This window comes from Methanomassiliicoccales archaeon LGM-RCC1, from assembly GCA_030168575.1.
GTDB lineage: Archaea > Thermoplasmatota > Thermoplasmata > Methanomassiliicoccales > Methanomethylophilaceae > Methanoprimaticola.
The window spans coordinates 1,403,747-1,427,340 of sequence record CP115555.1 but is presented as its reverse complement, the minus strand read 5'-3'; the positions used below and the strand labels follow the sequence as shown (position 1 = coordinate 1,427,340).

The 23,594-nt window shown below is 53.6% G+C and carries 23 protein-coding genes and 1 tRNA gene; 14 read left to right on the top strand and 10 right to left on the bottom strand.

Annotation, left to right across the window (positions count from 1 at the left end; all coding sequences use genetic code 11):
• The first annotated feature begins 1 nt into the window (after position 1).
• Complete coding sequence (locus PED39_07240; GenBank protein ID WII07377.1) at positions 2-964, top strand: EF-Tu/IF-2/RF-3 family GTPase; 963 nt, start codon at positions 2-4, stop codon at positions 962-964.
• A 259-nt stretch (positions 965-1,223) separates the two neighbouring features.
• Positions 1,224-2,525: a phenylacetate--CoA ligase gene (locus tag PED39_07235; GenBank protein WII07376.1), complete on the top strand. Its 1,302-nt coding sequence runs from the start codon at positions 1,224-1,226 to the stop codon at positions 2,523-2,525.
• Between the two features lie 23 nt (positions 2,526-2,548).
• Here the strand turns inward: PED39_07235 and PED39_07230 are convergent, their stop codons facing one another.
• Both PED39_07230 and PED39_07225 read right to left on the bottom strand, forming a co-directional pair.
• Positions 2,549-2,920 (bottom strand): hypothetical protein, encoded by a 372-nt coding sequence (locus tag PED39_07230; GenBank protein ID WII07375.1) that lies wholly within the window; start codon positions 2,918-2,920, stop codon positions 2,549-2,551.
• 166 nt (positions 2,921-3,086) lie between these two features.
• Positions 3,087-4,124, bottom strand: coding sequence for an mRNA surveillance protein pelota (locus tag PED39_07225; GenBank protein WII07374.1), 1,038 nt, complete (start codon positions 4,122-4,124; stop codon positions 3,087-3,089).
• Between the two features lie 144 nt (positions 4,125-4,268).
• Between PED39_07225 and PED39_07220 the strand changes: the two genes are divergently transcribed.
• Together PED39_07220 and carB are read left to right on the top strand one after the other, a co-directional pair.
• Positions 4,269-5,345, top strand: a complete 1,077-nt coding sequence (locus PED39_07220) for a carbamoyl phosphate synthase small subunit (GenBank protein ID WII07373.1) — start codon at positions 4,269-4,271, stop codon at positions 5,343-5,345.
• Complete coding sequence (gene carB, locus PED39_07215; protein ID WII07372.1) at positions 5,342-8,557, top strand: carbamoyl-phosphate synthase large subunit; 3,216 nt, start codon at positions 5,342-5,344, stop codon at positions 8,555-8,557. Before PED39_07220 ends, carB begins: the two co-directional genes overlap by 4 nt.
• A gap of 48 nt (positions 8,558-8,605) precedes the next feature.
• Here the strand turns inward: carB and PED39_07210 are convergent.
• Positions 8,606-8,689: transfer RNA gene (locus tag PED39_07210), tRNA-Leu, on the bottom strand.
• Between the two features lie 95 nt (positions 8,690-8,784).
• Between PED39_07210 and iorA the strand changes: the two genes are divergently transcribed.
• Positions 8,785-10,602, top strand: a complete 1,818-nt coding sequence (iorA, locus tag PED39_07205) for an indolepyruvate ferredoxin oxidoreductase subunit alpha (GenBank protein WII07371.1) — start codon at positions 8,785-8,787, stop codon at positions 10,600-10,602.
• Positions 10,599-11,186: an indolepyruvate oxidoreductase subunit beta gene (locus PED39_07200; GenBank protein ID WII07370.1), complete on the top strand. Its 588-nt coding sequence runs from the start codon at positions 10,599-10,601 to the stop codon at positions 11,184-11,186. The genes iorA and PED39_07200 overlap by 4 nt, the downstream gene beginning before the upstream one ends.
• A gap of 49 nt (positions 11,187-11,235) precedes the next feature.
• Here the strand turns inward: PED39_07200 and PED39_07195 are convergent, their stop codons facing one another.
• The 4 genes from PED39_07195 to PED39_07180 form a co-directional block, all read right to left on the bottom strand.
• On the bottom strand, positions 11,236-12,120 hold the full coding sequence (locus tag PED39_07195; GenBank protein ID WII07369.1) for an ABC transporter permease subunit: 885 nt from the start codon (positions 12,118-12,120) through the stop codon (positions 11,236-11,238).
• Positions 12,117-13,061, bottom strand: a complete 945-nt coding sequence (locus PED39_07190; protein ID WII07368.1) for an ABC transporter ATP-binding protein — start codon at positions 13,059-13,061, stop codon at positions 12,117-12,119. Before PED39_07190 ends, PED39_07195 begins: the two co-directional genes overlap by 4 nt.
• Positions 13,062-13,141: 80 nt before the next feature.
• Positions 13,142-13,822, bottom strand: coding sequence for a cell division protein FtsZ (locus PED39_07185; GenBank protein ID WII07367.1), 681 nt, complete (start codon positions 13,820-13,822; stop codon positions 13,142-13,144).
• A gap of 112 nt (positions 13,823-13,934) precedes the next feature.
• Positions 13,935-14,294, bottom strand: coding sequence for a ribbon-helix-helix domain-containing protein (locus PED39_07180; protein WII07366.1), 360 nt, complete (start codon positions 14,292-14,294; stop codon positions 13,935-13,937).
• A 270-nt stretch (positions 14,295-14,564) separates the two neighbouring features.
• On the opposite strand from PED39_07180, the gene leuS reads away from it, so the two are divergent.
• Positions 14,565-17,465 carry a leucine--tRNA ligase gene (gene leuS, locus PED39_07175; protein ID WII07365.1) on the top strand — a complete coding sequence of 967 codons (2,901 nt, stop codon included), beginning with the start codon at positions 14,565-14,567 and terminating at the stop codon, positions 17,463-17,465.
• A 31-nt stretch (positions 17,466-17,496) separates the two neighbouring features.
• Here leuS and PED39_07170 read toward each other — a convergent pair whose 3' ends face one another.
• Positions 17,497-18,039 (bottom strand): UbiX family flavin prenyltransferase, encoded by a 543-nt coding sequence (locus tag PED39_07170; GenBank protein WII07364.1) that lies wholly within the window; start codon positions 18,037-18,039, stop codon positions 17,497-17,499.
• A 4-nt stretch (positions 18,040-18,043) separates the two neighbouring features.
• The gene (locus PED39_07165; GenBank protein WII07363.1) at positions 18,044-18,652 is read right to left on the bottom strand and encodes a zinc ribbon domain-containing protein; all 609 of its coding nucleotides are present in this window, start codon (positions 18,650-18,652) and stop codon (positions 18,044-18,046) included.
• 109 nt (positions 18,653-18,761) lie between these two features.
• Between PED39_07165 and PED39_07160 the strand changes: the two genes are divergently transcribed.
• The 6 genes from PED39_07160 (at position 18,762) to PED39_07135 (ending at position 21,757) form a co-directional block, all read left to right on the top strand.
• Positions 18,762-19,301 carry a zinc ribbon domain-containing protein gene (locus tag PED39_07160; GenBank protein ID WII07362.1) on the top strand — a complete coding sequence of 180 codons (540 nt, stop codon included), beginning with the start codon at positions 18,762-18,764 and terminating at the stop codon, positions 19,299-19,301.
• A 584-nt stretch (positions 19,302-19,885) separates the two neighbouring features.
• Positions 19,886-20,314 carry a 30S ribosomal protein S19e gene (locus PED39_07155; protein WII07361.1) on the top strand — a complete coding sequence of 143 codons (429 nt, stop codon included), beginning with the start codon at positions 19,886-19,888 and terminating at the stop codon, positions 20,312-20,314.
• Between the two features lie 15 nt (positions 20,315-20,329).
• Positions 20,330-20,659: a DNA-binding protein gene (locus tag PED39_07150; GenBank protein ID WII07360.1), complete on the top strand. Its 330-nt coding sequence runs from the start codon at positions 20,330-20,332 to the stop codon at positions 20,657-20,659.
• Between the two features lie 2 nt (positions 20,660-20,661).
• Positions 20,662-20,817: a 50S ribosomal protein L39e gene (locus PED39_07145; GenBank protein ID WII07359.1), complete on the top strand. Its 156-nt coding sequence runs from the start codon at positions 20,662-20,664 to the stop codon at positions 20,815-20,817.
• A gap of 5 nt (positions 20,818-20,822) precedes the next feature.
• A complete protein-coding gene (locus PED39_07140; protein WII07358.1) occupies positions 20,823-21,086 on the top strand; it encodes a 50S ribosomal protein L31e in 264 nt (87 codons plus the stop codon).
• Between the two features lie 11 nt (positions 21,087-21,097).
• Positions 21,098-21,757 carry a translation initiation factor IF-6 gene (locus PED39_07135; protein WII07357.1) on the top strand — a complete coding sequence of 220 codons (660 nt, stop codon included), beginning with the start codon at positions 21,098-21,100 and terminating at the stop codon, positions 21,755-21,757.
• Here PED39_07135 and PED39_07130 read toward each other — a convergent pair whose 3' ends face one another.
• Positions 21,758-22,402 carry an MBL fold metallo-hydrolase gene (locus tag PED39_07130; protein ID WII07356.1) on the bottom strand — a complete coding sequence of 215 codons (645 nt, stop codon included), beginning with the start codon at positions 22,400-22,402 and terminating at the stop codon, positions 21,758-21,760.
• A gap of 85 nt (positions 22,403-22,487) precedes the next feature.
• On the opposite strand from PED39_07130, the gene PED39_07125 reads away from it, so the two are divergent.
• Positions 22,488-23,594, top strand: a complete 1,107-nt coding sequence (locus PED39_07125) for a DUF373 family protein (protein ID WII07355.1) — start codon at positions 22,488-22,490, stop codon at positions 23,592-23,594.

The window sequence follows — 23,594 nt, the reverse complement described above, 5'->3', positions numbered from 1 at the left end:
AATGGGGAACCTGAACATCGCGGTACTGGGAGCAAAGGATTACGCAGGAAAGATCGGTAAGAAGGGCACAGTCACTGACATGACCTTCTATGAGTACAAGGACGGGCACGACTCGTTCACCCTCATAGAGCCCTCCAAATTCCCCGAGAAACTGTCGTCCCTTTTCTACTCGGTCGCGATGTCAGAGTTCGTCGTACTGGTGGTTGACAAGATCGATTCCTTCCTAGGGGAGACCATCGTAATGGTCGACTCCTTGGGCATAGACAAGGGATTCGTCATCCTCCAGAATTACATTCAGCCAGAACAGCTGGCACCTCTTCTCGCAGGTACCTCTCTTGAGCACTATGAGCCTCGTGAGGACGATCCCATAAAACTTAGGGAGGAGCTCATCGGCATGGCCAAGGCCCAGGCAAAGACCGCCGGAGACGGCACATGCGGATCATGTCCCGTGGACAGCCACTTCAACGTCAAGGGCGTAGGAACTGTCGTTCTCGGTTCAGTCATAGACGGATATTTCAAGGTCCACGATAAGATGACCGTCTTCCCCACTAAGAAGGAGGTCATCCTGAAGTCCATCCAGAAGCACGACATTGATGCTCAGGACGGAATCAAAGGGGACCATGTAGGTCTTGCGCTCAGAGGAATCGAATCAGAGGAGCTGGACAGGGGATTTGTGGTCACAACCGATCCTTCAGTCAAGATGAGCCGCTCCGTTTCTGGACAGGTATCGCTCGTCAAGTTCTGGGCCTCGCCCCTCAAAGAGGGAATGGTCGTCCATATCGGTCACTGGATGCAGATGGTGCCCTGCAGGATCACTGCAGTCGACAATGGTTCGGATTTCAGGACCGCTAACGTTACTTTCGAGATGGACGACGACATGATACACAAGCCCGGTGACAAGGCGATCATCATGTATCTCGAGGGCGGAAAGCTCAGGGTAGCAGGTTCCATTTCGCTGCCGTAAAGCTTACAGGACCTTCAGAAATTACGTTTTCTTGCATCCCTTAGCCACTTTTTTTTGAAATTTAGCTAATTAAGTAATTAGCTATATTATTATAATTGACTAAGCAAATAATAAAGCTATAAGAAAATGCTTTTGTTTGAATTCTTGGAAAGTCACTTTTTATAATGGAAAGGGTCCAAACTCCAGCAATCCTTATATTGAAAGTATCATTACAGAGGGGTACCGTGCTAAGTGATAGCACACGACATTGGTGTTTAAGATGGCTTTCTGGAACGAGAAGATCGAAACGATGCCCCGTGAGGAACTCGAGAAGATGCAGCTGCGCCTCCTTCAGGAGAAGGTTGCGGAGATGTATGTTAAGTCCGAGTTCTTCCACAAGAGGATGGACGAGGCTGGTGTTAAGCCCGAGGATATCAAGAGTTTCGAGGATTTCAGAAAGGTCCCCTTCATGAAGAAGACCGATCTCCGTGACAACTATCCTGACAAGCTCTTCGTCGTTCCGTACGATGATCTCGTGAGGATACACGTTTCGTCAGGAACCACAGGTAAGCCCACTGTCGTCGGATACACCCAGAAGGACCTGGATAACTGGACAGAGGCCCTCGCAAGAGGAATGACCTCGTTCGGCATGACCAAGAAGGATATGGTTCAGAACATGCACGGATACGGACTGTTCACCGGAGGACTCGGTGTTCACTACGGTGCAGAGAGGATCGGTGCAACCGTTCTTCCTATCAGCACAGGAAACACAAACAGGCAGATCCAATTGATGCAGGACCTTCCGGTCACGGCTCTCGCAGGAACACCGTCGTACTACTTCCATATCGCTGATGTCTGTGATCAGATGGGCATTGATCTCAGGAAGGCTACCAAGGTCAGGAAAGGAATCGCCGGGGGAGAGCCCTGGTCCGAGAGCATGAGGAAGAAGCTCGAGGAGCGTACCGGAATTAAAACTTACAACTGCTACGGCGCCAGTGAGTTCTACGGCCCCATGTTCCTCGAGTGCGAGCAGCAGGATGGGCTCCATCTCTGGGCCGACCTTGCTTATGTCGAGATCCTTGACGAGAACGACCAGCCCTGTAAGGAAGGAGAGAGGGGGGCAATCGTCATCACGATGCTGCAGAAGGAAGCTTTCCCGCTCATCAGGTACAGGATAGGGGATATCTCAGCCATCGACTGGACCCCTTGCAAGTGCGGAAGGACTCACCCCAGACTGATGAGGATATCAGGAAGGACAGACGATATGCTCGTCGTCCGCGGAGTCAACGTGTTCCCCAGCCAGATCGAGAGCGTCATCGGCGAGATCTCATGGCTCTCACCGTTCTACCATTTGACACTCACCAACGAGAACTACATGGACAACCTGTTGGTCGAGGTCGAGCTCACAGAGGAGTCCCTTACAGAGGACATGGTGAAGCTCAATAAGATGTCCAATGAGCTCTCCAGGAGACTCAAGGATGTCCTGAATATCAAGGCCGAGGTCAAACTCTGCCTGCCCGGCACCCTGCCTAGGTTTGAGGGCAAGGCCTCGCACGTAACCGACAACCGCAGTTACGAATGAAACATCAGGGGGATAACCCCCCTTCATTTCTTTTCGTCCACTACCGACTTAGCTTTCTTGCCGACTGTGAACATCTCGATATTGGACATCACATGGTTCCATCTGGACTTCTCCATGTTCCCGCCCGAGAGCTTCTCAAGTTCGCATAGGGATGTCGCATACTTCTCTCCAAGGTCTGTGAGGTAGAGGGCATTCATCATGCCGTTGTAGCCGTACGTCTCCTCGATCAGCCCCATGGACATCAACATCTCTATCTTAACAGCCATGCGGGGGTTGCGTGAGATGTTGTCGTAGATCTCCGTTCTAGTCTTAGGGCCGAAGAGGTACAGGAATAGGATGATGTTAGGTGCATTCTTCTCATCGAAGATTCTGTTTATGAGTAAACCTTCAAACATGGATCCTACGTTTCTTTCTTAGTTAATAAGCTGATATCCCCGTTTTCGATTTCAAATCGAGGGGAGTCTCTGATAACATCGTTAGGGGTACGGAAAAATCATCTGATGTCTGGATTAGATCAATGATTGATAGGATTAAATAGGGATGTTGTCCCGATTTAGGAATTTACACCTTATAGCGCAGGATCGCACCCATTCCGCCCAGGGCAGCGAGTTCCTTGCCCCCGTCATGCTGAGAGGATATGATGATCACAGACCCCTTCTGCGACTCGACCGCACGCACTATGTCGTCCAGGTCCTGCTCGCGGACCTTCGAGTCCAATATCAACAGTTTATCGACCGCACCGGACATGGCAGCGTTCATGACCTCGTTCGGACCGTATGTTCCGAGCCCGTCCTTAGCTATCTCGGTCATAAGCTGCTCTACGGCCTCTATCTCCGATCCCACGGCGGACTCCCTGAGCACATCGGCCCCCATTCCAGCCTTCATCAGCTCGTTGATCCCCACCATGCCGGATTGACCGGTGTGGTAGACGTAGACCTTCTTGTACATCTCGGGATCGATCTTCTTCAGACCATCCGCCAGGGTCTCCTTCTCGAAACCAGGGCCCAGAAGGACCAGGGGCATATTGGGCTCTATGATGAATTTCAATTTGGAGTGAATCTCTCCGTGATAGCCGTCGACGGAAGGCTTCTCTTCATACTGTTTTCCGGACCTTCCTGAACGTACAGTGGCGATCTCCTTCAATCCGTACTGCCTGAGGATGGCGATGGTGGCCTCATCCTGATCAAGGGATACGAACACTATGCGGGGTTTCTTGGATTCGGTGACGGCCTTCTTAACCCTATCAAGCTGCGTTGCCCTCCATTTCTTCTTCTGAATGGTCATGGAGTCCCCGTTCTCGAAGATCAGGGTATGGTGCTGACCGATGTCCTGCGGGCCGGTCTCGATGATACCTAGGAGCTTAAGCCTGAGGTCGTCCTCCGAGAACTCGATCTTCTCGATGCGGATCCCGAGGGTCATCCTCTTCTTCTCCATCTTCTCGGCCCTGAGCTTGTCCGCGGCCTTCTCTTCGCGCCTGGTCGTCGATGCGGTAACTAGGTCACCTACCTCGATGATGTTGTACAGATGCCAAAGATCTTCATCCGTCTCAACCTGGAGTTTCACACTCTCGTTGGAGGCATCCTCGCCCAATACGCGCATGATTGAGTGATGTTATCGACTTATAGAAATGTATCCAAAAAGCCCCTTCTGAGGGTAAATGTCTGAAAACCGACAATCTGAAAAATAGTATGTAAACTCGAAGGACAAGGAATTATATAGGCTACGTAAATCACTAAAATCTCGATGACAGGAGGCTACCTGGTCCTGGAAGACGGGACCAAATTCGATGGTCAGCTGATCGGTGCCAACATCGAGAAAGCTGGAGAAGTAGTGTTTTTGACCGGAGGGGTCGACGGATATCAGGAGACAATCACTGATCCGTCGAACAAAGGGAAGATAATCGTATTCACTTACCCTCTGATCGGGAATTATGGCGTTACAGACGAATTCAATGTGTCCGACAAGGTCCACGTCAACGGTGTAGTGATGAGGGAGCTCTGCACGGAGCCCTCCGAGTTCTACAACGGAACCCTCCTCGGCGACTTCATGGTCGAGAAGGGAGCAGTGGGCTTAACCGGAGTGGACACCCGCGAACTTACCCTCAAGATCCGCAAGTGCGGAACGATGAAGGGAAAGATCGTCAAAGAGGGAACGGACATAGAGAAGACAGTCAAGGAACTCAAGGACCTGAAGGTCGACAAATCCGTCAAGGATGTCTCTCCCAAAGAGGTCAAGAAGCTCGATAACGGAAAGGATGTCACCATTGCGGTGATAGACTGCGGAACCGGATGCGGACTTTATGAGACACTCGGAGAGAGGTTCAACGTGATCAGGTTCCCCTATGACGTTAAGGCCGAGGACATAATCAAGTCCGGTGCCAAGGGAGTAATAGTCTCCAGCGGACCTGCATGCCCTAACGACCCTGAGCTCGCACCCACTGTGGCAACGGTCAAAGAGCTCTCGTCCAAGATGCCCATCATGGGTGTCGCGCTGGGATCAGAGATTCTCGCCATCGCCATGGGAGCAAAGGTCTCCCACATGAAACTGGGCCACCACGGATGCAACCAGCCTGTCAAGATCAAAGGTCGCATCTGCATGACATCCCAGATGCAGGACTACTTCGTGGAGCCCGACAGCCTCAAGGCGGCCGGACTCGAGGTCACACAGACGAACCTCAACGACAACATCATCGAGGGATTCAAGCATTCCAAGCTCCCGGTGTACGGATACGAGTACCGCCCAGAGGGAGGCACTGGACAGGGGGACACGGTGTTCCTCTACGATGACTTCCTCGCTGTCGTGAAGGGGGTGTCCCAATGAAGAAGGATTACAAGAAGGTCCTGGTCATCGGATCCGGACCCATAGTCATCGGTCAGGCAGCGGAGTTCGATTTCTCCGGAACACAGGCCTGCCGTTCCCTCAGGGAAGAAGGATACAAGACGGTCCTGGTTAACTCCAACCCTGCAACCATCCAGACAGACACCGAGACCGCTGATGCGGTCTACGTAGAACCGCTTAACGCCGAGACGGTAGCCAAGATCATAGAGAAGGAAGGCGTTGACGGAGTGGTCTCCGGAATGGGAGGCCAGACGGGACTAAACATCTGTTCAGAGCTTGCTGAGAACGGCACCCTGGACAGGCTTCACTGCGAGCTCATAGGAACACAGCCCGATGCCATTGCGAAATCCGAGGACAGAGAGTTGTTCAAGGAGGCCATGATGAAGATCGGCGAGCCGATCCCGATGTCCGAGAGCGTCAACTCCATCGATGAGGCGATCAAGGCAGCCGAGAAGATCGGAAGGTACCCGGTCCTGGTCAGGCCCGCATTCACGCTGGGAGGTACCGGAGGAGGTATCGCCTACGACGAAAAGGAGCTGAAGGAGATCACCGCACACGGACTCGCTTACAGCCGTATCCATCAGGTCCTCATCGAGGAATCTGTACTGGGATGGAAGGAGATCGAGTTCGAGGTCATGAGGGATTCCAACGACAGCTGCATCATCATCTGTAACATGGAGAACATCGACCCGATGGGAATCCACACTGGAGAGAGTATCGTATGTGCTCCCATCCTCACACTGTCCGAGAAGGACGTGGACAAGCTCAGGAACTCAGCCATCAAGGTCATGAGGGAGCTCAACATCGAGGGAGGATGCAACGTCCAGTTCGCATTCAACCCCAAGAACGGCGACTACAGGCTGATCGAGGTCAACCCCCGTGTGTCCCGTTCATCCGCACTGGCGTCCAAAGCCACAGGATACCCCATCGCCAGGGTATCGATGAAGATCGGTCTCGGCTACACGCTGGACGAGATCCCCAACAGGGTCACGGGAACCACCATGTCGGCCTTCGAGCCTTCAGTGGACTACGTTGTGCTTAAGATCGCCAGATGGCCATTCGACAAGTTCCGCACAGTGGACAGGCATCTCGGAACGCAGATGAAGTCCACCGGAGAGACCATGGCCATCGGAAGGACCTTCGAGGAGTGTCTCCTCAAGGGCCTCAGGTCATTGGAGATCGGAGTCAACGGACTCGACAGGTTCGACGTCCTGGACAAGGACATCGAGGACCTGCTTAAGCACGCAACCGATCAGCGCATATTCGTGATGGGAGAGGCACTCAGGAGAGGCTGGACGCCCGAGAAGGTCGCAGAGCTCACCAACTGGGATGTCTTCTTCATAAGGAAGCTCCAGAACATCGTGAAGATGGAGTACAAGATCAAGGCCGGACTCACACCAGAGGTTCTGAAGGAAGCCAAGCTCATGGGATTCTCCGATGAGACCATCGCAGAGCTCACCGGCAACCCCTCGCTGGACATACGCGACATGAGGAAGAAGCAGGGACTGGTCCCTGTCTTCAAGATGGTCGACACCTGTGCGGGAGAGTTTGAGGCCAAGACCCCCTACTTCTACTCGACATACGGATGCAGGGAGACTGAGGCCAAGCCCTCCAAGGACAAGAAGAAGGTCGTCATCGTAGGAGGAGGACCCATCAGGATCGGACAGGGAATCGAGTTCGACTACTGCTGTGTCCACGGAGTCATGGCCCTTCAGGAGGAGGGAGTGGATGCGGTCATCGTCAACAACAACCCCGAGACTGTCTCGACAGACTTCGACATGTCCGACAGGCTATACTTCGAGCCCCTCACACTCGGAGACGTCCTGAACGTCATCGAGGCAGAGGATGCCGACGGAGTCATCTGCCAGTACGGAGGACAGACCTCCGTCAACCTGGCGGTGGACCTTGAGAAGGCACTGGCAGGGACCAAGACCAAGGTCCTGGGAACCACACCAGACGATATGGATGTGGCAGAGGACAGGCGCAGGTTCTCCAAGCTGATGGACGACCTGAAGATCAAGCAACCCTCATCCGGAACCGGATACTCATTCGAGGAGGCCAAGCAGATCGCAGAGGACATCGGATACCCTGTCATCGTCAGGCCTTCGTACGTCCTTGGAGGTAGGGCGATGGAGATCGTCTACTCGACCGAGGACCTGAAGACATACGTCGAGAGCGCAGTCAAGGTATCCAGGAACCACCCGATCCTGATCGATAAGTACCTCACCGACGCCATCGAGATCGATGTGGACTGCGTGGCTGACGGAACGGACGTCTACATCGGAGGAATCCTGGAGCACGTCGAGTACGCCGGATGCCACTCAGGAGACGCAACCATGGTCATGCCCCCGAAGATGATCGGACAGGACAAGATCGACGAGATCCTGGACATCACCAAGAGGGTCGCACTCGCACTGCACATAAAGGGACTGATGAACCTCCAGCTGGCGGTCAAGGGCGACGAGATCTATATGATCGAGGCCAACCCCAGAGCATCGAGGACCGTACCCTTCATCTCCAAGGCCACCGGAATCCAGATGGCGAAGATCGCCACCAAGATCATGCTCGGAAAGACCCTGAAGGACTTCGGACTTACCGGATACAAGCAGCTGGACCACTACGCTGTCAAGGAGGTAGTGTTCCCGTTCCTGAAGCTCCCCGGAGTGGACTGCATCCTCACACCCGAGATGAAATCCACCGGAGAGGTCATGGGAATCGACGAGGACTTCTACGCAGCATGCTACAAGGCCCAGGTCGCTGCCGGATGCAACTATCCAACCGAATCGGGAGGGGTCTACATCACGGTCAACGACAACGACAAGGAGAAGATCCTTCCGTCGGCCAAGGCACTGGATGAGCTCGGATTCACGATCTACGCCACCAAGGGAACCGCTAAGTATCTCATCGATCACGGAGTGCCTGTCGCCACCCTGTACAAGGTCAGCGAGAATCAGGCACCCAACGCCGTAAGTGCCATGCGCGAGGGCAAGATACAGATGATCATCAACACCCCCACCCAGAAGTCCGGTGCGATCAGGGACGGAGCGGCCATGAGGAGACTCGCGGTCGAGCTGCAGATCCCGATCATCACCACCATACAGGGTGCTGAGATGACCGTCGGAGCCATAAAGGTCGCCAGGAACGGCAAGACCGGTGTGAGAAGCCTCACCGAGTTCCACAGACTGGTGAACTGAAAACCATAAAGACGGTGGGCAAAACGCCCATCGTCATTTTCTGAGAAGTGCGAGGGAAGGGATTCGAACCCTTGAACCACTAAGGACAGGATCCTAAGTCCTGCGTCTTTGACCTAGCTCGGCAACCCTCGCTTGTCCCGCAGTATCAACTGCCCTTTTATTATCCTTCCCCTACCCAAGCATTAAATTACGCGATAAGATAGGCAGTGCCATTATAAGGTGTTCAAATGCCGAATTTACTCGCTGAAAATGGCAAGCAGCTCCTTCTGGGCAACGAGGCCATCACTAGAGGATTGATCGAGGCCGGTACGGGCTTCGCATCAACGTATCCGGGTACCCCCTCATCGGAAGTGGGGAACATCCTGGAGAAGATCTCATCCGAAGCAGGCATGTACTTCGAGTTCTCGACTAACGAGAAGGTGGCCATGGAGGTATCCGCAGCCGCTGCATCCTCCGGAGTAAGGTCCTTCGTGTTCATGAAGCACGTCGGATTGAACGTTGCTGCGGATCCGATGATGACCCTGGCCTATGCTGGAATCAGAGGCGGAATGCTCATCATGTCCGCAGATGACCCTTCTTGCCACAGCTCTCAGAACGAGCAGGACAACCGTTACTATTCGACATTGGCCCTGATACCGATGATGGAACCCTCCACGCCCCAGGAGGCTAAGGATATGGTCAAGGAGGCCTTCAGGGTCTCCGAGGAGCTAACTCTCCCCTTGTTGTTCAGGACCACCACCAGGGTCAACCATGCCCGCGGTGTAGTCGAGCTCGGCCAGAAGGCAGAGCCCAAGACCATCGGCCACTTCGACAAGGATGTCGCTAGGTTCGTCAACATCCCCGCTTATGCGAAGCAGAACAGGGTCAGGCTTCTGAACCTGTACAAGAAGGCCCAGGAGATGTCTGAGGAGTCTCCCCTGAACTTCACGGAGGGCTCCGGGGAAATAGGAGTCATCACATCCGGAGTATCGTACACATACGTCTGCGAGTTCGTCAAAGGCGTCAGCATCCTCAAGCTAGGATTCACCAACCCTCTGCCTGAGAAGAAGATCGCCGAGTTCATGAAGAACAAGAAAGCAATCATCGTCGTGGAGGAGCTGGAGCCCTTCCTAGAGGATCAGGTCCTTAGGATCGCTGCACAGAACTCCGTTTCAGTCAAGGTCTACGGAAAGAGGTCCGGACATCTTCCCAGAGAGTGGGAGTTCTCCCCGGACACGCTCAAGGGAATCAAGGAACTGGTCGAGGTACAGGAATTCAGCGAGCCTATGCCCAAGGTATCGATCGTCCTTCCCAACAGGCCGCCCACACTCTGTGCCGGATGCCCCCACAGAGGAATGTTCGCAGCAGCGAAGAAGGCGGCAGGCAACACTGACGTGATCTACTGTTCAGATATCGGATGCTACACCCTCGGTGTCCAGCCCCCATTCCAGGCTGCTGACTTCATCATCTGCATGGGAGGAGGAGCCGGAGCGGCGGGAGGATTCGCGCAATCAACCGAGCAGAAAGCTATCGCATTCATGGGTGATTCCACATTCTTCCATGCGGGAATCCCACCGATGATCAATGCGCTGTTCAACAACCACAAGGTCGTCATCGTAGTCCTGGACAACCGTACGACAGCGATGACCGGCCATCAGCCCAACCCCGGAACCGGAAGGGACTTCGGAGGCATCTCCACCGAAGCCATAGACATCAAGTCATTGGTCGAGGGAGTCGGGGTCAAGTTCGTCAGGGAGATCAACCCTTACGACGTGAAGGCAGCTACAAAGGTCATGAAGGATGCCTTGGACTTCGACGGTGTCGCTGTGGTCATCTCGAAGTGCCCCTGCCCGTTGGAATTGAAGAAGCAGAAGCAACTGGTGATCAAGGCTGTGGAAGTCCACCAGGATAAATGCATCAAGTGCTACAACTGCGTCAGGACCATCGCTTGTCCGGCTTTGTTCAAGAGCAAGGAGGGGCAGATCTCCACAGATCCCACTCAATGCATAGGGTGCGGAATGTGCGCTAACGTATGCCCCACCGGAGCAATCGAGGTGAAACAATGAAGTACACCGTCCAGATCGTCGGAGTCGGAGGACAGGGAGTCCTGCTCGCCTCCATGGTGTTGGGAAACGCTGCGATGAAGCAGGGATACAAGGTCGCCATGAGCGAGGTCCACGGAATGGCCCAGAGGGGAGGAAGCGTCCTATCCACATTGCGCTTCGGTGACGATGTCATCAGCCCTCTGGAGGCAGCCGGATGCGCCGATCTCATCATGGGATTCGAGCCCGCAGAGACCTGCAGGAATCTGCCTCTCGGAAACAAGGATTCCATCATTCTAATGAACCTCGATCCAGTCCTTCCGTCAATGGTGGCGGCAGGATTCGAGGAGTATCCCGAGATAGAATCGCTCAAACAGGCCGTTCTGGCAGAGAACAAGAACCTCTATACCATCGATGCCACCAAGATCGCCATCGACGCAGGAAAGGCCGTTGCGGCCAACGCTGTGATGATCGGTGCGGTCGCCGCCATGAAGGGATTCCCGATCCCCAAGGATGCGCTCAAGGAGTGCCTTTTGGAGCAGGTCCCCGAGAAGTTCAGGGAGCTCAACGACAAGGCATTCGAGATGGGATATTCCGCGATGTGCTGAGAAATGGATCTGGGCAGGACGGTTCCTGCCCAGTCCTTTCAAAACGTTTTCAGAGCTGTTTTCTCTGGACCATATAGAGTCCGAATGCCACCATCCCCAAGGACCAAGCGGCACCTATGCCGAAGAACACAGGCACATTGAGGATATCTATCATGCTGAATGCTCCGAACATCCCGAATGACATGGGAAGCCCTCCGAGGATGGCTACAGCATAGTCGGGGAACCAGCAGGGGAAGAGTGCGATTACAGAGTCGTCCAGGTATTGGTCTATACTGATCCCGACTATTGGCATGAGGAAGAACATCAGCACCACAGGGAGCAGAACGTTGGCACGGGTGAACACAGTGCTGAGCCCGAAAGCGGTAGTGGAGAACACCACCACACCCATGACCATGTAAGCGATGGACTGGATGACCTTATCTGTATCGGGGGAGCCCTCGAATATAATCATAGACATGATGTAGGCCAGAACATACGCCAGCATGAAGATTCCAAGGCAGACCGTCAGTCCTGCGAATAGCTTTCCGAGGGCGAAGGATGTCCTAGATACTGGCATCGCCAGGTTCATGTAGGCTGTCTTTTCCTGATATTCGTTGGGGATCTGCTTACCGCAGGCATTGGCCGTGAATATGGATACCAGCACGGTCAGGAGTACAAGTATGCTCCCCATTCCTGATGTAGGGTCGATCGCACCTATGATATCCCTTAAGAAGTATGCAACCGGTATCAGGAAGGCCACGATTATGGACGCATAGAGTCCGTAATCACGGGACATCCTTTTCAGCTCGGTCAGCATGAATGTCAGGGTCTGACTGGCAACAGATGCGGCCTTGTATTCGGTATCGCGGTGAGCCTCCTCATCGGTTGCAGCATATCCGGAGGATTCCCATGATCCATCGGATACTTCTTCATAAGTCTTCGAGAAAAGGCTCATTCCGACACCTCCTCCGTAAGGTCCATGTAGAGGTCCTCGAGATCCATTCCCTTCTCGTTGACCGACAGAAGCCTCAGACCACCGTTGTAGGCCATGGAAATGACGTCAGCCTGCTGTTCGGTGCTACCGTTGAACTGCAGCTTGACTATGTGCTCTCCCAGCTTGTCATAGCCTGTTACTCCGGCACATCCTGAGAGGTTGGTAACGAATTCATCTGTGAGCGGATCAAGAACCTTGACCTCTAGGGTTATGCCGCTGTCGCTACCATGCTCCAGCAGTTTGGCCACATCTCCGGAAAGGACAGCCTTGCCGTTGCGTATCATGGTGACCTGCCCGCACATCTCAGAGACCTCTTTCAACATATGGGTGCTGATCAGAAGGGACCGGTCCCGCTTCTTCAGATTGTTCAAGAGGGTGCGTATCTCGATCATCCCTCTGGGATCGAGACCTGACGTAGGCTCATCCAGTATAATGACCTCTGGATTGGTCAGAAGGGCCTGAGCAAGGACACATCTCTGTTTCATTCCCTTGGAGAAACCCCCGATCTTCTTGTCCCTCCATTCCCAGAGCTTCACCTCTTCCAGGACATCGCGAGTACGGATGGCGTTCTCGGCTTTGCTCATCCCATAGAGCCTCCCTACATGTCTGAGGAACTCATTGGGGGTGAATTCCGGATAGGGTTCAGGTGTCTCCACGACACATCCGACATGCTCCAGGGCCTTTCTATGGTCCTTGATGTCTACTCCCTGTATTGTCACTGTACCCGAAGTGGGAGTCAAAAGTCCTGTGATGGCCTTAAGGGTGGTGCTCTTACCGGCCCCGTTGGGCCCGAGCAGTCCCATGAACTCTCCTCTAGGGACATTGAAGCTTATGTCGGACACCGCTGTGAAATCACCGTACTGCTTCACAAGGTGAGAGACCTCGATAGCGTTCTCTGCCATGATATCTGGAGATACGTATGGAGGAATGAGGATAAAAGGTAAGTGCGGATGGCCAGAGGCCACCCGCTAAGGGGGAAAACTTAAGCGTTAATGAAAGCGAAGATGGGAGAGTTCCTGATGAAGGAGTCGAACCCATCGTCATTGTCGATGGTCTGAGATACACCGTCGTTGTCCCTGGTGATGTCCATCAGGCGGGCCTCGATGTAGTTCATGATCTCGTTGTTGACGACCGCGTATGCCTCGTCAAGGGTCTTGTCGGACATGAGTCCGATGAGCGAATCGTTCTTGATCGCGATGCTGTAGGGGCAGACGGCTCTGATCTTGTCGTATCCCTTGCTGGCGACCTCGACCCTGCTTCCCTCGAATCCGAAGGGCTTGATGGCGATGGCGTCGGTCATGATATTCAGAGACTGGATGGCGTCGATGATCACTGGAGTGGCACCGGTTCCGGTACCTCCGCCGAGTCCTGCGATGACGAAAACCCTGTCATAGCCTGAGACTGCCTCTTTGATCTCCTCGATGTGGATGTCAGCGCACTTCTTACCGAGCTCTGCCTCTCCTGAGGTTCCCTGTCCGTGGAGGACACCCTTGCAGATGTAGATCTTCGCGTCAGCATGTGCCTCGTGAAGGGCCTCCTTGTCGGTATTGATAGCTATCGTATCCATTCCATATCTTCCGGTGAAGGCGGAGACGACGTTGCATCCTGCGCCGCCGACTCCTACGATCGCTACTTTGAGTTCGTTCTTTGCGTTGTACACCATTGTGTGCATCCCCATTCGTTTTGATTAAAGAGTTTCCAACAGCATGATCCGGCTAGGCCAGAGGCCTTTCCCATCCGCCGGACTATGCTTTTATTTCCCATCCATTTTTTCTTCACTTGTATACAGCTTTCATCTGGGCAGCCCTGAATGCATTCTCGATGCTCTCATCCTCGACGTTCTTGGGAACGATCTTCTCGATGAGGCACTTCCTGATGAATTCCTCTCCGGACACGGTTATGCCGGTCCTGACGAGGCCATCGAGGGCGTCCATCTGTATGTCGCTGAGGCGGACGAAGATCCCGCCTTCCTCAATCTGGGGCTGTCCGGCTCTTATGGAGGCGATGTAGCCCTTGATTGCGTCACGGATGAAGTCGGATCTGTTTCCGATATCGTGATCAGCCATGAAGTCCTCCATCATCTGGATTTCCTCTGGTCCCATCCTGATCGTGATCTTGGTCCCGTCGTCCGACATTTTCATCCGTCCTTCTTTTTTGAGTGCAGCTCATTAAGAGTCCCATCCCTTTCTTTGCTGCAATAACTACAATACACTGAGGGTATATATAGCTGTCGGACAAAAGACGACGTAAGTCTGTCACAAATCTTACAATTGTCTTATCAGACACCTCATCCACATCATCGATAAAAAGGTTAGTCCTCCAATTCTCTATAGACCCTTCTTGCAGGCGCGCTATAAATTATTATAAGCGGGCAGTATTCCAGCATTACTCATACAGGGATACGTATGGCATACGACTACGGAGCGATGGAAAAGAAGTGGCAGAACCGCTGGACTGAAGCGGGTCTCGACAAGTCTGATAGGGATGACAGCAAGCCGAAGTTCATGGCGATCTTCGCATACCCCGGTGTCACCGGATACCTACATGTCGGACACCTAAGGGGATACACCTATCTGGACGCCATCACCAGGTACAAGCGTATGACAGGCTACAACGTACTCTTCCCTGTGGGAACTCACGCTACAGGAAACGGCGGAATAAGTCTCTTCAGGAAGATCTCCAGGGGAGACGAGAACACCATCGACTACCTGAAGAGGAACGGATGCACCGACGAGGACATCGCGAAGATGAAGGATCCCCTGTCGGTCATAGACTTCTTCAACCAGGTCTACCAGAACGATTACTGGCGCAAGTTCGGTTTCTTGTCTGACTGGCGCAGATTCACCTGCACCCTGTATCCCGATTACAACAAGTTCATCGACTGGCAGTTCAGGAAGCTCCATGATGCCGGTATGCTCATACAGAAGCCCTACTACGCTCCTGTCTGTCCCAACTGCGGACCGGTGGCGGTCGACGCCTCGGAGACCGATATCTCCAAGGGAGGTAAGGCCGAAACGCAGGAATACACCATACTGAAGTTCAGGCACGGCGACGAGTATCTCATCGCCGCCACGCTCAGGCCCGAGACCGTTTACGGACAGGTCTGCTTCTGGGTTGACCCCGAGACCGAGTACAAGAGGGTGAAGTACAACGGAGAGACATGGATCGTCTCCCCCCAGGCAGCAGAGAAGCTCACGCTCCAGAAAGACGGAATCGAGGAAGTCGGTTCCATCCCCGGAAAGGACATGATCGGCTGGATGTGCGAGGCACCCATGATCCACCGCGAGATCCCCGTATTCCCTGCCACTTTCGTCAACCCTGACGTCGGAACCGGACTGGTCACATCCGTCCCTTCAGATGCGCCCGACGATTGGATCTCCCTTGAAGCTATCAAGAAGAATCCTGAGATGATCACCAAATACGGTCTCTCCAAGGACATACTTGACAAGGCTGTGCCCATCTCCATCATCGAGATGAAGGGCTACGGGGACTTCCCCGCTAAGGATATCATCGACAAGCTCGGCATCAAAGAGCCCGGCGACCCCAAGCTCCTGGACGCCAAGCACATCGTGTACAAGGATGGATTCCACACCGGAAAGATGAAGGACATCTGCGGCGAGTTCGCCGGACTCCGTGTCCAGGAGGCTCAGGAGAAGATGAAGCAGGCGATGATCGCTTCCGGTGAGGCGGATGTGTTCTACGACCTGACCGAGGAGGTCGTCTGCAGGTGCGGATCCCGTGTCCACATCAAGAGGATCGACGACCAGTGGTTCATCAACTACGCCGACCCCAAGTTCACCCAGATGACCAAGGATCACTGCAAGGACATGGAGCTCAACCCACCGGAGTGGAGCGACAACGTCTACGGTGTCCTGGACTGGTTCAGAGAGAGGGCCTGCGTCAGGCTCGGAAACTGGCTTGGAACGAAGTTCCCCTACGATGACAAATGGATCATCGAAGCCATCTCCGATTCAACACTCTACCCTGTTTACTACATCATCTCCATCTACGCCAACGAGGGAAAGATCAAGCCCGAGCAGATGACCGAGCAGTTCTTCGATTACGCCATACTAGGTAAGGGCGATGTCAAGAGCGTGTCCGACAGCACCGGAATACCCGCCGATCTCCTGGACACCATCAGGAAGGATGTCCTATACTGGTATCCCCTCGATCTCAATCTGGGAGGAAAGGAGCACATGACCGTGCACTTCCCGGCTTTCCTGATGAACCATGTGGCCATCCTCCCGCCGGAGATGTGGCCCAAGGGAATCACCGTCAATTGGTACATCACCGGAAAGAAGGACAAGTCCGGAGAGGCCAGCAAGATCTCGAAGTCCAAGGGAGGCGCTCAGCCTATCCCCGGAGCGGCGGCCAAGTACGGAGTGGACGCCATGAGGCTCTACTACGCCAATGTCGCTTCCATGTTCGTGGATGTCGAGTGGGATGAGGATACCGTCATGACCTACCGCCAGAGGGTAGACAAGCTGATGATCGCCGTGCAGGATCTCATCGCCTCAGAATCCGATTCACCCAAGTCCGACATCGATGCTTGGCTGGTCTCTAGGTTCAACAACCATCTGGTAGCCATCAGGAAGGCGATGGACAAGAACGACCTGAGGGCCATGACCACTATTGTCTACTTCGATATGTTCAACGACCTCAAGTGGTACAACAGGCGCGGAGGAAACAACAAGGAATCCATCCTGGACGCCATGAAGATCTGGATCCAGTGCATGATGCCTGTAACCCCACATGTCGCAGAGGAACTCTGGGAGCAGGCGGGATTCGAGGGACTCGTCTCAGCAGGACAGCTTCCCGAACCCGATCAGTCCAAGATGTCCGACGCAGCGGAATACGGGGAGAACCTCCTCAGGGATGCCATGTCCGACATCACCGAGATCAGGAAGATCGCGGGCATCGATGTGAAGAAGATCGTCCTCTACACTTCCGCTCAGTGGAAGAAGGATGTCATGTCCATGGCCCTTGACATGATGAAGGAAGGAAAGCTCACAATACCCGACCTCACTAAGGCCTGTATGGCCAACGAGGAACTGAGGAAGAACGGAAAGGCCGTCTCCTCTCTCGCTCAGAAGGTCGCTGTCGAATTCCAGAGGTCAACCGTCGAGCAGAAGCTCCCGCTGGTCACCACCGACGAGACCGCATTGTTCACATCGGCCGCCAAGTTCCTCTCCGAGGAGAACGGTGTGCCCGTGGAGGTCTACTCCGCAGATGCCGAGGGAATCTATGACCCGCAGGGCAAGGCCAAGGTTGCAGTGCCCGGAAGGCCAGCAATCTATCTGGAATGAGAAACCTGAAGGAATGACGGGGGAGACCCCATCATTCCCATCTTTTGTAAAGGCTGTGCTCCTGGCCCAGCTGGTCCAGGCATCTTCCGACGACGATGTTGACAAGATCGTCAACCGTCTTGGGTTTGGGATAGAAGCCGGGGTTGGCATCCAGGATGCACACCCCGAGCCTAGCGAGTTTGAGTTCATTCTCAAGCATTATGGCGCTCTTCGGCGATTCCCTGGGGAGGAGGATGAGTCTCCTGCCTTCCTTGAGACATACCGACACCGCACGGGAGATGAGCGTGTCGCCGATACCGCAGGCGAACTTCGCCAGGGAGGACTCGCTGCATGGTGCGACTATCATCGCATCGTAGGAGAAGCTCCCCGATGCGATGGATGCGAACATCTGGTCATCCTCGAAGACCTGGTCAGCCATGGCGTATACCTGTTCGACGGTGTAATCGGTCTCTTCCGGGAGAATGGCCTTGGCTGTGGCTGACATGACGAGTATCTTCTCGCCCTTGAGCTCTTGAAGGAGCCTTACCCCGTAGATTGAACCCGAGGCCCCGGTGATCGCGATCACGTATCTCATGCTATCAGCTGATGAACTTGTCCTTTGCGGCGTAGATGAAATAGGTCATGAGCAGACCTATGGCCGATATCAATATCGTGCCAATCATACTGCCGCTGACATGGAATGACATGTCCAGAGGGATGGAGAACAGAGGCACCAATGACGCCACCAGACAGCAGACCAATGCCGCTTTCCAACTGGAGACCTTCCCTGCGAGATGTCCTGCGACCAAGGCGAAAATTCCGCTCAGCATCATCAGGATAGCTATGGCAGTGAAGTAGATCATGTTCAACTGGGCCAATACCTCGATTACTGCCAGTATCTCAGTCCTTGTTTGAGGGTCCATAGATTCGGCGTATTCCCTGGCGATCGTGATTATGGAATCGATCGACATGCCTACCATGATCATGAAAATGCCTGCAACGATGGCCAGTACGCCATACACCATGATGAGTATGGGAATGATCCCCATGTCTCCCTTAGGTGGTTCCTGTGTAGGCCTAGCCGTATATTCAGCCCTCTGAGGCTCCTCCTTCCCGGTGAGGTTCGCACCGCATTCAGGACAGAAGTCGCTCGGTTCAGGAAGTTCAGCACCGCATTTGAAGCAGTACTTGATCTTGTAGTCTGACATGCTGGTTGCATAGTTATCATAGTTAAAAAGTGTCTTGCGAACTTGTTTAGTTTAACAAACTGAAACACCCTGCGATTATGACTTATATCTAAGGTAAGATTCGTATCCTATGGAAGATAAGTACAACTTCTGCGTGAAATGCGGAAGGGAATTGCCGGACGATGCCGAGTTCTGTCCCGAGTGCGGAGCGGTCATTGGAGGAAACCACGAGCACCGTGATCTCAGTCACCAGATGAGCGCATCCATCAGCGACGGTAACGGCACCATGATGACCGTACTGATCTTCGTCTACGTCCTGTTCGCATTCTATATGGCGTACGAGTTCTTCTTCATAGGACTCAATCCCGAATGGGTTATAGAGAACACCGCCCAGATGTACGAATCTTTCCCAGAGCTTGAAGCAGCCGTCCTGAGTCTGAATCCCGAGGTCCTCACCTACATGGGGTTCGCACTCGGAGGCCTTTATGCTGCAAGCGGTGTAATGGCAGCCATCACAGGTATACTCTGGAGCACCAAAAGTCGCTTCAAAGTGGCCTATTACTCATGCCTAGCAGCATCTGTCCTGTCCTTCCCCACTGTGATAACTGTGGTCGTAGGTATCGTAATTTCAATGAAGATCAAAGAGAAGCAGTATCTCTTCAACAATTGAGTAAGAAAAATCCGATGGCACCGAAGGATAGGATAGGATGGATGGAATTTCGGTGCCATCCGGAGGATTTGTGCTTTTGGGGATGCACTTCTTATCCTCTGATTATACGATCGCCCCCGGAGTATTTAAAGCTCTGAAGGGGAGGTGACTGAAAGTGGACTGTTTGATTTTGCAGTCTGGATATCAATTTTTTGGACTGAAAGTGGAAACGAAACTGGAGTGGGGAGACGGCCCCTCTAGAGTTATGGAATCAGTATGCAGATGAGAGATCCTAGCTTATTTCCTGAGGTTGAAAATCAATCGGTTAATGAAATCAATCTTGTGCAGCGATAATCGGTATGGGTGCGATGTGCGGTAGAGTTCTTATACTAAGACTATATCGGGAGTATCACGGAGATCAGGGTCCGCATTATGGATTCTGCCGTGGAGGATGTTTCATCCTCAGGCCGTACGGGGGCGAGTGCCGAACGTGCGGAGTTGGAATACCTGATTTTATATCATTTATTTTAGCAACGCTTATATACAATACCACTATACCAAAGTATCAGTTAGGTCCACTCTGTGGACATTAGCGAGGTAATGAAATGGTAACTGTCTACGATGTTCCTGCCGAGCAGCTCATACTCAAGACAGCCCAGAAGCTCAAGGAGAACGACAAGATCGTTCCTCCCGAGTGGGCAGAGTATGTCAAGACCGGTAGGCACACAGAGAGAGCGCCTTCCCAGGATGACTGGTGGTACACTCGTGCCGCCTCCATCATGAGGAAGCTGTACGTCAAAGGACCCATGGGATCCTCCAAGCTCGCCGCCGAGTACGGTGGTTACGCTGACAGGGGATCAATGCCGAACCAGGCAGTCAAGGGAAGCCGCAACATCGCAAGGAAATGCCTGATGCAGCTCGAGGCCGCCGGTTATTTGGTATCCAAGGACAAAGAGGGCCGTGCAATCAGCCCCGCAGGTCAGTCCCTTCTGGACAACACTGCGAAAGAGGTCTACGACGAGATGAAGGCCTGAAAGGAGGTCTCAGCAATGGACGATCCGGAATTAGAAGCATTGAGACAGAGGCGCATGCAGGAAATCCAGCAGCAGGCTGCACAGCAGCAGGCGCAGGAGCAGCAGAGGCAGCAGGTCGAGATGCAGCTTCAGAACGCTATGAGGCAGATCCTGACTCCCGAGGCCAGGGACAGGCTCAACAACATCTTGCTTGCCACCCCCCAGATGGGACAGCAGATCGAGATGCAGTTGGTCCAGTTAGCCCAGAGCGGAAGGATCCCCGTCCCCGTCGATGACGACACGCTGAGAAGTATCCTAGGTCAGATCACCCCCAAGAAGAGGGAGATCACCATAGAGAGGAGATAATCATGTCAAGTACAAAGGCCCCCGCAATGAAAGCCAGGCTGAACAAGAAGGTCAAAGAGAACCGCCGTGTCCCCGCATGGGTCATGATGAGGACCAGCAGGCAGTTCCTCCGCCACCCCAAGAGAAGGTCGTGGCGCATGAGCAAGATTAAGGAGTGATTCGGATGGCAGACGAAATCGAGAGAACAATCGTCGTTCCCCTCAGGAAGACAAAGCAGGCGCCCCGCACCCGTAGGGCGAACCGCGCTGTGAAGGAGCTCAGGGAGAACATCGCCAGGCACATGAAGGCCGAGGATGACCAGATCTGGATCGACGCTAGCGTCAACGAGAAGATCTGGGAGAACGGAATCCGCAACCCTCCAAACAAGATCACAGTCAAAGCTGTAAAGTTCGACGACGGTCTTGTCGAAGTCTCGCTCGCAGAGTGAAGGTGCCGTCGATGATGAGATTCTCGCGCTATGCAGGCACATCCAACATAGGGGTGTTCGCCGTCGCCAACGAGAGCTTCTCATTCATCGCGGCCGACGCCGCCCCCGAGTTCGTGAAGGACGTGGAGGAGGCGTTACAGGTAGAAACGCAACTGATGACGGTGGCCGGATCATTCGTGATCGGGTCACTCGTCGTCATGAATTCCAACGGTGCCGTGATCTCCGGTCTGGCAGACCCCAGGGAAGTATCCATTTTCGCGGAGCGCATCCCATGTACCGGAGTAGATGACCCGCTGAACGCAGCCGGAAACAACATCCTGGCGAACGATCACGGAGCAATACTAAATCCTGAGTACACCGACGATATGGTCAAGGTCATATCCGATGCCCTCGGAGTCGAGTGCGTCAGGTCCACCATAGCAGGACTGAATACAGTCGGTTCCATATGCAAGGTCACCAACAAGGGATGCGTCTGCCATGCTGACGCATCCGATGACGACATACAGCTGATCAAGGACATCCTGAAGGTTGAGCCCATCAGGACCACCGTCAACCACGGTGCGCGCATGGTGGGAGCAGGCATACTTGCTAACTCCAAGGGCGCATTGATCGGCGATGACACAACACCCATCGAGATGGGTAAGATCGAAGAGGGTCTCGCCCTCTACTGATCAGCTGTCGAAAATCCAGCATTCTTTTGTTTCCGGAAGGTCGGAGACCATTATGTCCAGCTCGTTACCGATGTAATCGGTGGCGCCGTCTGGTATGATCTCCAAGAATTTGTCCAGTGGGGAAAGGCGGAAGGACAGCCCGCCGACCATGTAATGCATGGGGATGATGATCCTCGGATTCACCAGCTCAATGAACTTTCTGATCTCAGGGATCTCCATGGTGTAGATCTCCCCGACGGGGATGAACATGAAATCAGCGCCCTTGATGGCCTGGATGACATCATCGGACGGTATGCATCCCAGATCGCCGCAGTGGCATATCCTGATGCCGTCCATGACGAAACTGTAGATCGTGTTGGGGCCGCGCTCCGAACCCTCCGAGTGGTCATGCCATGACGGATAGCCGGTGACCTTGAGTCCGTTAGAAGTCTCGAACTCGCCTGTAACCAGCTTGAAATCTTTGTGCTCCCCTTTGATGACGCGGGATGCGTTATGATCGTAATGGTCGTGAGTCATGAGGACAACATTGGCCGTCGCCACAGGAGGTTTGAGACCGAGCGAACGGCCGTCGTGCGGATCGATTACGACGGTGGTCTCCCCGTCGGTGAATTCGAAGCATGCGTGGCCGTGCCATCTTATGATCATGAGTGTCGAATGCGTGATTTAGATAATAATGGTATCAGGAGCGCAGGGATTATGACATTTATACGCGGTTGACGATTACGGGTATATGAAGCGGACTCTGGTCTTGGCAGTTGACAGGGATGACGATTTCGGCGTCAAGGGTAAAGTTGTGACGCCCGTCATCGGCATGGATCAGTGCCTGGATGCCGCCAACGCCCTGGGGATAGCGGACCCTGAGGATTCCGACCTCAATGCTCTATATGCGGGAATAAGCACATGCATGGAGCTCAGAGAGGACGGCGTGGATGCCGATGTAGCTCTGATCTGCGGTGACGAGAGGGTCGGGCACAGGTCCGATTTGGCTCTGGTCTCCCAGCTGGAGAAGGTCCTCGATGAGTACAAGCCCGATAACATCATCTTGATCGGTGACGGGGCAGAGGACGAATACATCTATCCGATCATATCGTCCCGTGCACACGTTGATTCAGTCAGGAAGGTGTACGTCAAGCAGGCACCCAACATCGAGAGTTCGTTCTACGTCATCACCAAGATGCTCTCCGAGCCAAACAAGAGGAAGAGATTCCTGGCCCCGATAGGCGCCCTGATATTCGCGATAGCATTCGTCATGCTGGTGCCCGATCTGGTCCTGCTCATAATGTCCGGCGACTTGTCATCACTGCCCGCCATAACCAGAGACGCGGTTCTCCTGGTCATCGGATTAGTCATACTGGGGTACGCTTACAGCTTCCAGGATAAATGGGAAAAGATCACCTCTTACGTCAAATCCAACATCCTCGGCAGGGGAATAATGATGGTGATGAGTTTCTTGGCAGTCGGTATTGTTCTCATCGGAGCTATAGTGTCGTACTATCAGGTGATGGATACGTTTTATCCGAACGGCCTGGTCATGATCGTCTCTTACGGGAACACGATGGTCTGGCCTGTTATGCTTGCGGTTATGGCCTTCTTCTTCGGAAGGATGATGGATGACATACAGGTTGATTCAGTTCTCCGTCTGACCAATCTCTTCAACTGCTTCAGCATAGCTAGTCTCGGGATCACGCTCACGGGTATCATCGACATTGTCCTGTACTACATCAATCCCGGATATGATGGGCTCATCGGAATAGTGGAGATCTTCTTGGGATTGGCTATAGCGATAGCATCCAACTTCATCAAGAGGCAGTATTCAGTCCCTACCGTAGCCGGGTGA